5 protein-coding genes are annotated in these 7363 nt (G+C 68.5%); 2 read left to right on the plus strand and 3 right to left on the minus strand.

Annotated features, from left to right (window positions below; all coding sequences use genetic code 11):
- Positions 1-456 precede the first annotated feature (456 nt).
- Positions 457-1464, minus strand: a complete 1008-nt coding sequence (locus ACFQ7F_RS44680) for a stage II sporulation protein M (protein ID WP_383285128.1) — start codon at positions 1462-1464, stop codon at positions 457-459.
- An 89-nt stretch (positions 1465-1553) separates the two neighbouring features.
- Between ACFQ7F_RS44680 and ACFQ7F_RS44685 the strand changes: the two genes are divergently transcribed.
- Positions 1554-2525 (plus strand): RDD family protein, encoded by a 972-nt coding sequence (locus ACFQ7F_RS44685; protein WP_383285131.1) that lies wholly within the window; start codon positions 1554-1556, stop codon positions 2523-2525.
- A 15-nt stretch (positions 2526-2540) separates the two neighbouring features.
- On the opposite strand, the gene ACFQ7F_RS44690 is transcribed toward ACFQ7F_RS44685, so the two are convergent.
- Entirely contained in the window at positions 2541-3155 is a 615-nt protein-coding gene (locus ACFQ7F_RS44690; RefSeq protein ID WP_383285134.1) for a hypothetical protein, read from the minus strand.
- Positions 3156-3378: 223 nt separating this feature from the next.
- Positions 3379-4836, minus strand: a complete 1458-nt coding sequence (gene ahcY / locus ACFQ7F_RS44695; protein WP_383285136.1) for an adenosylhomocysteinase — start codon at positions 4834-4836, stop codon at positions 3379-3381.
- 386 nt (positions 4837-5222) lie between these two features.
- Here ahcY and ACFQ7F_RS44700 point away from each other — a divergent pair, with 386 nt between their 5' ends.
- On the plus strand, positions 5223-7319 hold the full coding sequence (locus ACFQ7F_RS44700) for a fructose-specific PTS transporter subunit EIIC (protein ID WP_383285139.1): 2097 nt from the start codon (positions 5223-5225) through the stop codon (positions 7317-7319).
- The last annotated feature ends 44 nt before the right edge of the window (positions 7320-7363 follow it).

The raw sequence follows: 7363 nt of genomic DNA on the forward strand, positions 1-7363 counted from the left end.
CTGGCGTTGACTTTTGGCACGCTGTTGAGTTCTCAAGGAACGGACGCTTCCTTTGTACTCACCCTCTCGGGCTTTCCTCCGGGCGCTTCCCTTCGGTGTTACATTTTGTCTTGCTGTGTTTCGTTCTTGCGTTTCCGACTCTATCAGACTCTTTCGTGTCCGATTTTCCTCGGTGCCTTTCAGGTTTCCGCTCCGGCCTTTCGGCTTTCGCGTTTCCCTTTCCGGCGAGTCCGACTTTATCAGAAGTTTTCGGCCGGTCTTACCGGCTTGGTGTTTCTGATTTATCGGGAGTGGCTTCCTGGGTTATGAGATTCAAGAAGCAGGCAGATATTAACTGCCGCCACTGGACTTGTCCAGCTCTAGGCAACTGTTCGAATCTACCTCCCCCGTCCTGCCGTGTCAACGGTTTTCTTGGGGCGTCGAGGAGACTAGCAGGCCAGCAGGGCCCGATGCACATCACGCCGCAGTGGGGACCGTTGCGCTGCGCTCTGTGGGGTCCAGGTCGCCCGTGGCGCCGGATCGTGCAGCCCTGCCGCCCAGGACATAGACGTACGCGAGGAAGGCCAGTTCAGCGGCGATCCCGATGCCGATGCGGGCCCAGGTCGGCAGGCCGGAGGGGGTGACGAAGCCTTCGATGGCGCCGGAGATGAACAGGATCAGAGCCAGGCCCACGGCCATGCCGAGGGCTGCTCTGCCCTCCTCGGCGAGGGCCGTTCGGCGTGAGCGCGGGCCCGGATCGATGAGGGTCCAGCCGAGGCGCAGGCCTGTACCGGCGGCTACGAAGACCGCGGTCAGTTCCAGAAGGCCGTGTGGGAGGACCAGGCCCAGGAAGGTGTCGAGGCGGTCGGCGGAGGACATCAGGCCGATGCCCACGCCCAGGTTGAGCATGTTCTGGAAGAGGATCCAGATGACGGGGAAGCAGAGGAAGGCGCCCAGGACCAGGCACATCGCCGCTGCTTGGGCGTTGTTCGTCCACACCTGGGCGGCGAACGAAGCCGCTGGGTGGCTCGAGTAGTACGTCTCGTACTCGCCGCCGGGGCGGGTGAGCTCGCGCAGTTCGCCAGGGGCCGCGATGGAGGACTGGACCTCGGGGTGCGTGGCGATCCACCAGCCGATGATGGCCGCGAGGACCGTCGAGAGCAGGGCGGTGGGGACCCACCAGTGGCGGGAGCGGTAGACCGCTGCCGGGAAACCGTGGGTCAGGAAGTGCGTCGCGTCGCGCCAGGAAGCGCGGCGGGTGCCTGTCACCGCACTACGCGCGCGTGCCACCAGGCGCGTGAGGCGGCCGGTGAGTTGCGGGTCCGGGGCGCTCGACTGGATCAGCGAGAGGTGGGTGGCCGTGCGTTGGTAGAGGGCGACGAGTTCGTCGGTCTCGGCTCCGTTGAGGCGGCGCTGGCGGCGCAGCAGAGCGTCGAGTCGGTCCCACTCGGTTCGGTGGGCGGACACGAATACGTCGAGGTCCATCAGGTGGCTGCTCCTCGTACTGCGGCGCGATGCTGCCTCAGCTTGGCAGACTGGCTGTTCCGAGGGCAGGGCAGGGAAGGGCGGCTGGCGTGAGTGAGCTTGTGACGGGCGAGGCGGTGGCGCTCGAGTTGCGCCCGGCGAAGCTGCCGAGCCGGGGGCTCGCCGTACTGATCGACTTGGCGGTGGCGTGGGCGGTCTACCTGGGGGTGACCGTGGGGATCGTGGCCTCTACGTCCTCCTTGGACGACGCGGCGGCTGCTGCGGTGGCCGTCGCCAGCTTCGTACTGATCCTGGTCGGTGGGCCGATCGCGGTGGAGACGCTCAGCCATGGGCGGTCCCTCGGCAAGATGGCGTGCGGGCTGCGGGTGGTGCGGGACGACGGGGGGCCGATTCGATTTCGGCACGCGTTGGTGCGGGGTGCGGTGGGGGTCGTCGAGATTCTGATGACGTTCGGGGTCGTCGCGTGCATCGCTTCGCTGGTGTCGGCGCGGGGGCGGCGCCTCGGGGATGTGTTCGCGGGGACGCTCGTCGTGCGGGAGCGGGTGCCTGTCGGGCAGACCGCTTTCATTCCTCCGCCGCCGCCTTGGCTTGCGGGGCGGTTCTCCGAGCTCGATCTGTCCGGGGTGCCGGAAGCGCTGTGGCTGGCGATCCGGCAGTACCTGACGCGGATGGGGCAGCTGGATCCGCAGGTCGGCTGGGCGATGGCGGAGCGGCTTGCCGGGGATCTCTCGGAGCGTACGGGGGCGCCGGCTCCGCAGGGTGTTCCTCCGGCGGCGTACCTGGCGGCGGTCGTGCAGGAGCGGCAGGCGCGGGATGCTCGGCGAGCGTTCGGTGGGAGTGGGAGCGGCATCGGGAGTGGGGGCGGAGGGGCGGCTGGTTCGGGGTACGCGGTGCCGCCGGGGTCTGCTTCCTATCCGGCTTCCCCTGCCCGTCCGGCTGGACCCGGGCTCGCGCAGGAACCTCGTGATGTGGCTCGGCCGCCCGTGGGGCAGGACAGTGCGGAAGCCGCGTCTCCCGGCCCTGGTACTGGCCCTGGCACTGGATTCGTACCGCCCGCGTAGGGCTGTGGGCTGAGGTCAAGCGAACGTCGAGGGCGGGGATTCGAGGTTCTCGAGCTCGATGCCGGGGGCGGAGAGGACGACGTCGCCGGTGATGTGGATGGCGTGCTGCTCGCCGGTGTCCAGGGCTGTGACCTGGTATTCGTCCACGATCAGCGGGCCGTTGTCAGTGGTGTGTGCTTCGCTTTTCAGCAGGGCCCAGGACTGGTCGAGGGTGCGGGGGGCGAGGACCGGGTCGGTGAAGGCGACGAGGCGGACGCGGGTCGCGGAGGAGGCGGGGGTGAGGCGCAGCAGGCGTGTGGTCGCGATGAGGAAAGCGGGGGAAGTGCCGGTGATGGCGTGGGCGGGGGCGTTGTCTTCCGTGGCGTGAGTGCCGGTCGGGTCGGTGCGGACCCAGGTGACGCCGTCGATCGCCGCCGCGCGGATCTGCCAGTCCCCCGCGTGGAGTTCGAGGCGGATGGGGCGGCCGAGTTCGTCGAGGGCGAGGTCGACGGAGCCGGTGGGCTTGCCTGAGGGGGCGTTCCGCTGGGCGACGTAGCGCCAGCCGGAGGGGCCGGGGGCGCAGTGGAAGTGTTCCTCACCGAGGGGGGTGTGGTCGTGCGGGTCGTGAAGCGAGTAGTGGCCGCGGGGCATGGGGGCTCGGTCCTTGTCGGGGGCGGTGGTGGGTTGTAGGCCAGGGGCGGATTCCTGTCCGCAGAGCGGGGGCCGGGGCGGATTGCCAGGCGCGCCTCGCGCCCCACCCCGGATCCTGCCCCGCGCACGCGCCCGTCCCCACGGGCGCAGGCCCCCGCTCTGGTGGGCGAGGGCCTGCGGTTGAGCGTGGGCCGGGGCGGAAAGCCCCATGTGGCCGGGTCGGTCAGTAGCGGTAGTGGTCGGGCTTGTACGGGCCCTCTACCTCGACGCCGATGTACGAGGCCTGCTCGGGGCGCAGCGTCGTGAGCTTCACGCCGAGCGCGTCCAGGTGGAGGCGGGCGACCTTCTCGTCGAGGTGCTTGGGGAGCACGTAGACGTCGGTGGGGTACTCGTCCTGCTTGGTGAACAGCTCGATCTGGGCCAGGGTCTGGTCCGCGAAGGAGTTGGACATCACGAAGGACGGGTGGCCCGTCGCGTTGCCCAGGTTCAGCAGGCGGCCCTCGGAGAGAACGATGAGGACCTTGCCGTCGGGGAACGTCCACGTGTGGACCTGCGGCTTGACCTCGTCCTTGACGATGCCGGGGATCTTCGCGAGGCCGGCCATGTCGATCTCGTTGTCGAAGTGGCCGATGTTGCCGACGATCGCCTGGTGCTTCATCTTGGCCATGTCCGAGGCCATGATGATGTCCTTGTTGCCGGTCGTCGTGACGAAGATGTCGATCTTGTCGACGACCTCGTCGAGCGTCGAGACCTGGAAGCCGTCCATCGCCGCCTGCAGCGCGCAGATGGGGTCGACCTCGGTGATGATCACCCGGGCGCCCTGGCCGCGCAGGGACTCGGCACAGCCCTTGCCGACATCGCCGTAACCACAGACGAGGGCGGTCTTGCCGCCGATCAGGACGTCCGTGGCGCGGTTGATGCCGTCGATCAGGGAGTGGCGGCAGCCGTACTTGTTGTCGAACTTCGACTTCGTCACGGCGTCGTTCACGTTGATCGCCGGGAAGAGGAGGGTGCCGTCACGGTGCATCTCGTACAGGCGGTGGACGCCCGTCGTGGTCTCCTCCGTCACGCCGCGGATCTCCGAGGCGACCTGGGTCCACTTCTGCGAGCCCTCGGTGATGGTGCGGTTGAGGAGCTGCAGGATGACGCGGTGCTCGTCCGACTCGGCGGTGTCCTCGGCAGGGACCTTGCCGTCCTTCTCGTACTCGACGCCCTTGTGGACCAGGAGGGTGGCGTCGCCACCATCGTCCAGGATCATGTTCGGGCCGCCGGTGGGGGTGTTCGGCCAGGTCAGCGCCTGCTCCGTGCACCACCAGTACTCCTCCAGGGTCTCGCCCTTCCAGGCGAAGACCGGGATGCCCTGGGGGTCGTCCGGGGTGCCGTTCGGGCCGACGGCGATGGCCGCGGCCGCGTGGTCCTGGGTCGAGAAGATGTTGCAGGAGACCCAGCGGACCTCGGCGCCCAGGGCGACCAAGGTCTCGATGAGCACCGCGGTCTGCACGGTCATGTGCAGCGAGCCCATGATGCGGGCGCCGGCCAGCGGCTGGGTGGCCGCGAATTCCTTGCGGATCGACATCAGGCCGGGCATCTCGTGCTCGGCCAGGGTGATCTCCTTGCGGCCGAACGCGGCCAGGGAGAGATCGGCGACCTTGAAGTCCTGGCCGTTGGTGAGAGTCGTCATTGGCGAGCTGCTCCTCGTGGGGTTGATCGAGGGTGGGTGGACATGGCTGACCTGCGACGACGGCATGGAGAAGCACCGGCGCGCAGCAGCGCAGTCCGTCGGAGGCCCTCTCTCCCTCGGCCGGCCCGTGCAGGCACCGCCCGACCGCCATCAGCAGCGACGTCTGGCTCTGGTCACAAAGCTACACCGATTGGCCCAGCGAGCCCCAGCCCGCCTCCCCGGGCGCCGTGGCGGGTGGGGCAGCCGCGTACCGGGTCACGGACAGGGCTACAGACCTGCTCATTAGGGACCTTTGCGTTTTTGGACCTGTGCGCGGGTGTTGCAGGATGCCTTGAGATCGGGAACATTTGCGCGATCTTGTGTGACGAAGGCGTTAGGAGATCCACGTGACCCATCCGGCCGATCCCCCCATAGGCGGGAGCGACGGCGAGCAGAAGAAGCTCAAGCTGCTCGCGGTGACCGCCTGTCCGACCGGTATCGCCCACACGTACATGGCGGCGGAGAAGCTCTCGCAGGCTGCGGAGAGCCTCGGTATCGACATGAAGGTGGAGACGCAGGGCTCCATCGGCGCCGAGAACGTTCTGACTGACAACGATGTCAGGGATGCTGACGGAATCATCATCGCCGCCGACAAGGACGTCGACCGCAGCCGTTTCGTGGGCAAGCGCGTGCTGTCCGTGGGGGTGTCCGAGGGCATCAGCCACCCGGAGCGTCTTATCGAGCAGGTGCGGAGTGCGCCCGTGCACGGCGGAGGCGGTGACGGCGGCTCCGCCGAGCCGGTCTCCAGCGGTGGCGGGGGCGGGGGCGGCAAGGAGCGCAGCCTCGCGTACAAGGCGCTGATGAACGGCGTCTCGTACATGATTCCGTTCGTCGTGGTCGGCGGGCTCCTGATCGCGATCTCGCTGTCGCTCGGCGGACACACGGACCCCAAGGGCGGGCTCGTCATCCCCGACGACTCGTTCTGGATGCACGTCAACCAGATCGGTGTCATCGGCTTCACGCTGATGGTGCCGATCCTCTCGGGCTATATCGCGTACGCGATCGGCGACCGGCCCGCGCTCGTGCCCGGCATGATCGGCGGCTGGATCGCCAACACCGGTGAGCTGTACGACTCCAAGGCGGGCGCGGGCTTCATCGGGGCCATCGTGACCGGCTTCCTCGCCGGTTATCTGGTGCTGTGGATCAAGAAGGTCAAGGTCCCGAAGTTCGCCCAGCCGATCATGCCGATCATCGTGATCCCCATCGTCGCGACGACGGCACTCGGCCTCTTCTTCATCTACGTCATCGGCAAGCCGATCTCGTGGATCTTCGAGCATCTGACCGACTGGCTCAGCGGCATGACCGGGACCAGCGCGATCCTGCTCGGCGCGATTCTCGGGCTCATGATCGCCTTCGACATGGGCGGGCCCGTCAACAAGACGGCCTTCCTGTTCGGCGCGGGACTCATCGCCACCGGCAACCAGACCGTCATGGGCATGTGCGCCGCCGCGATCCCGGTCATGCCGCTCGGGCAGGGGATCGCGACGCTGATCCGCAAGCGCCTCTACAGCGAGCAGGAACGCGAGACCGGTCTGGCCGCGCTGTTCATGGGCTTCTTCGGGATCTCGGAGGGTGCGATTCCGTTCGCCGCGGCCAGGCCCGCCCAGGTCATTCCCGCGAACATGCTCGGTGGCGCCGTCGCCGGTGCGATCGCAGGACAGGCGGGCGTCGAGGACGCGGTGCCGCACGGCGGGCCGATCGTGGCCGTCCTGGGTGCCGTCGGTGGCGTACCGATGTTCTTCATCGCGATCGCCATCGGCGCCGTCGTCACCGCCCTCACCACCGTGACCCTGGTCGACCTCAGTGAGCGGAAGCGGCGCGGGGCGGCGAGCGCCGATGTGCCGGGCGGGGCCGAGCCGGTGCTCGCGGGAGCGGGAGCCGGGGCTGGAGCCGGAGCCGTCGCCTCCGGGGCGTCTGCGGCCCCGCAGAAGGCGCCTGCGGCGGCAGCCCCCGCGGCAGCCGCCCCCTCCTCCCCCGAGGAGGGCGACGAAGTCCTCTCCGGCTATCTCACCGAGCAGACCGTGAAGGTCCAGCTGGACTCCGCCGACAAGGACTCCGCGATCCGCGAGATGGCGAACCTCCTTGCCGCCACCGGCAAGGTCACCGACGTCGAGGAGCTCGTGCGGACGGCGCTGCGCCGCGAGGCCCAGGGCACCACCGGGCTCGGCGAGGAGATCGCCATCCCGCACGCCAAGACCGATGCGGTGACCTCGCCGGTCGTCGGCTTCGCGCGGTCGTCCGAAGGCATCGAGTGGGGCGCCATCGACGGTACGAAGGCCAAGCTCATCTTCATGATCTCCGTACCGGAGGCCGCCGCGGGCGACGAGCACCTGCGGATTCTCGCGCTGCTCTCGCGGAAGCTGATGGACACCGGCTTCCGGGAGCGGCTGGTGGCCGCGCCCGACGAGGCCGCGATCCTCGAGGTGCTGCGCGAGGTTCAGTGACCGGTGGTCCGGTTACGTCGATGGGGCCCCGCACCGTGCAGGTG

The organism is Streptomyces sp. NPDC056486 (genome assembly GCF_042795295.1).
Lineage (GTDB): Bacteria > Actinomycetota > Actinomycetes > Streptomycetales > Streptomycetaceae > Streptomyces.

Bases quoted from the DNA above. Each gene is read 5' to 3' on its own strand.
- ahcY (WP_383285136.1), bottom strand. From the start codon at position 4,836: ATGACGACTCTCACCAACGGCCAGGACTTCAAGGTCGCCGATCTCTCC.
- ACFQ7F_RS44690 (WP_383285134.1), bottom strand. From the start codon at position 3,155: ATGCCCCGCGGCCACTACTCGCTTCACGACCCGCACGACCACACCCCC.
- ACFQ7F_RS44680 (WP_383285128.1), bottom strand. From the start codon at position 1,464: ATGGACCTCGACGTATTCGTGTCCGCCCACCGAACCGAGTGGGACCGA.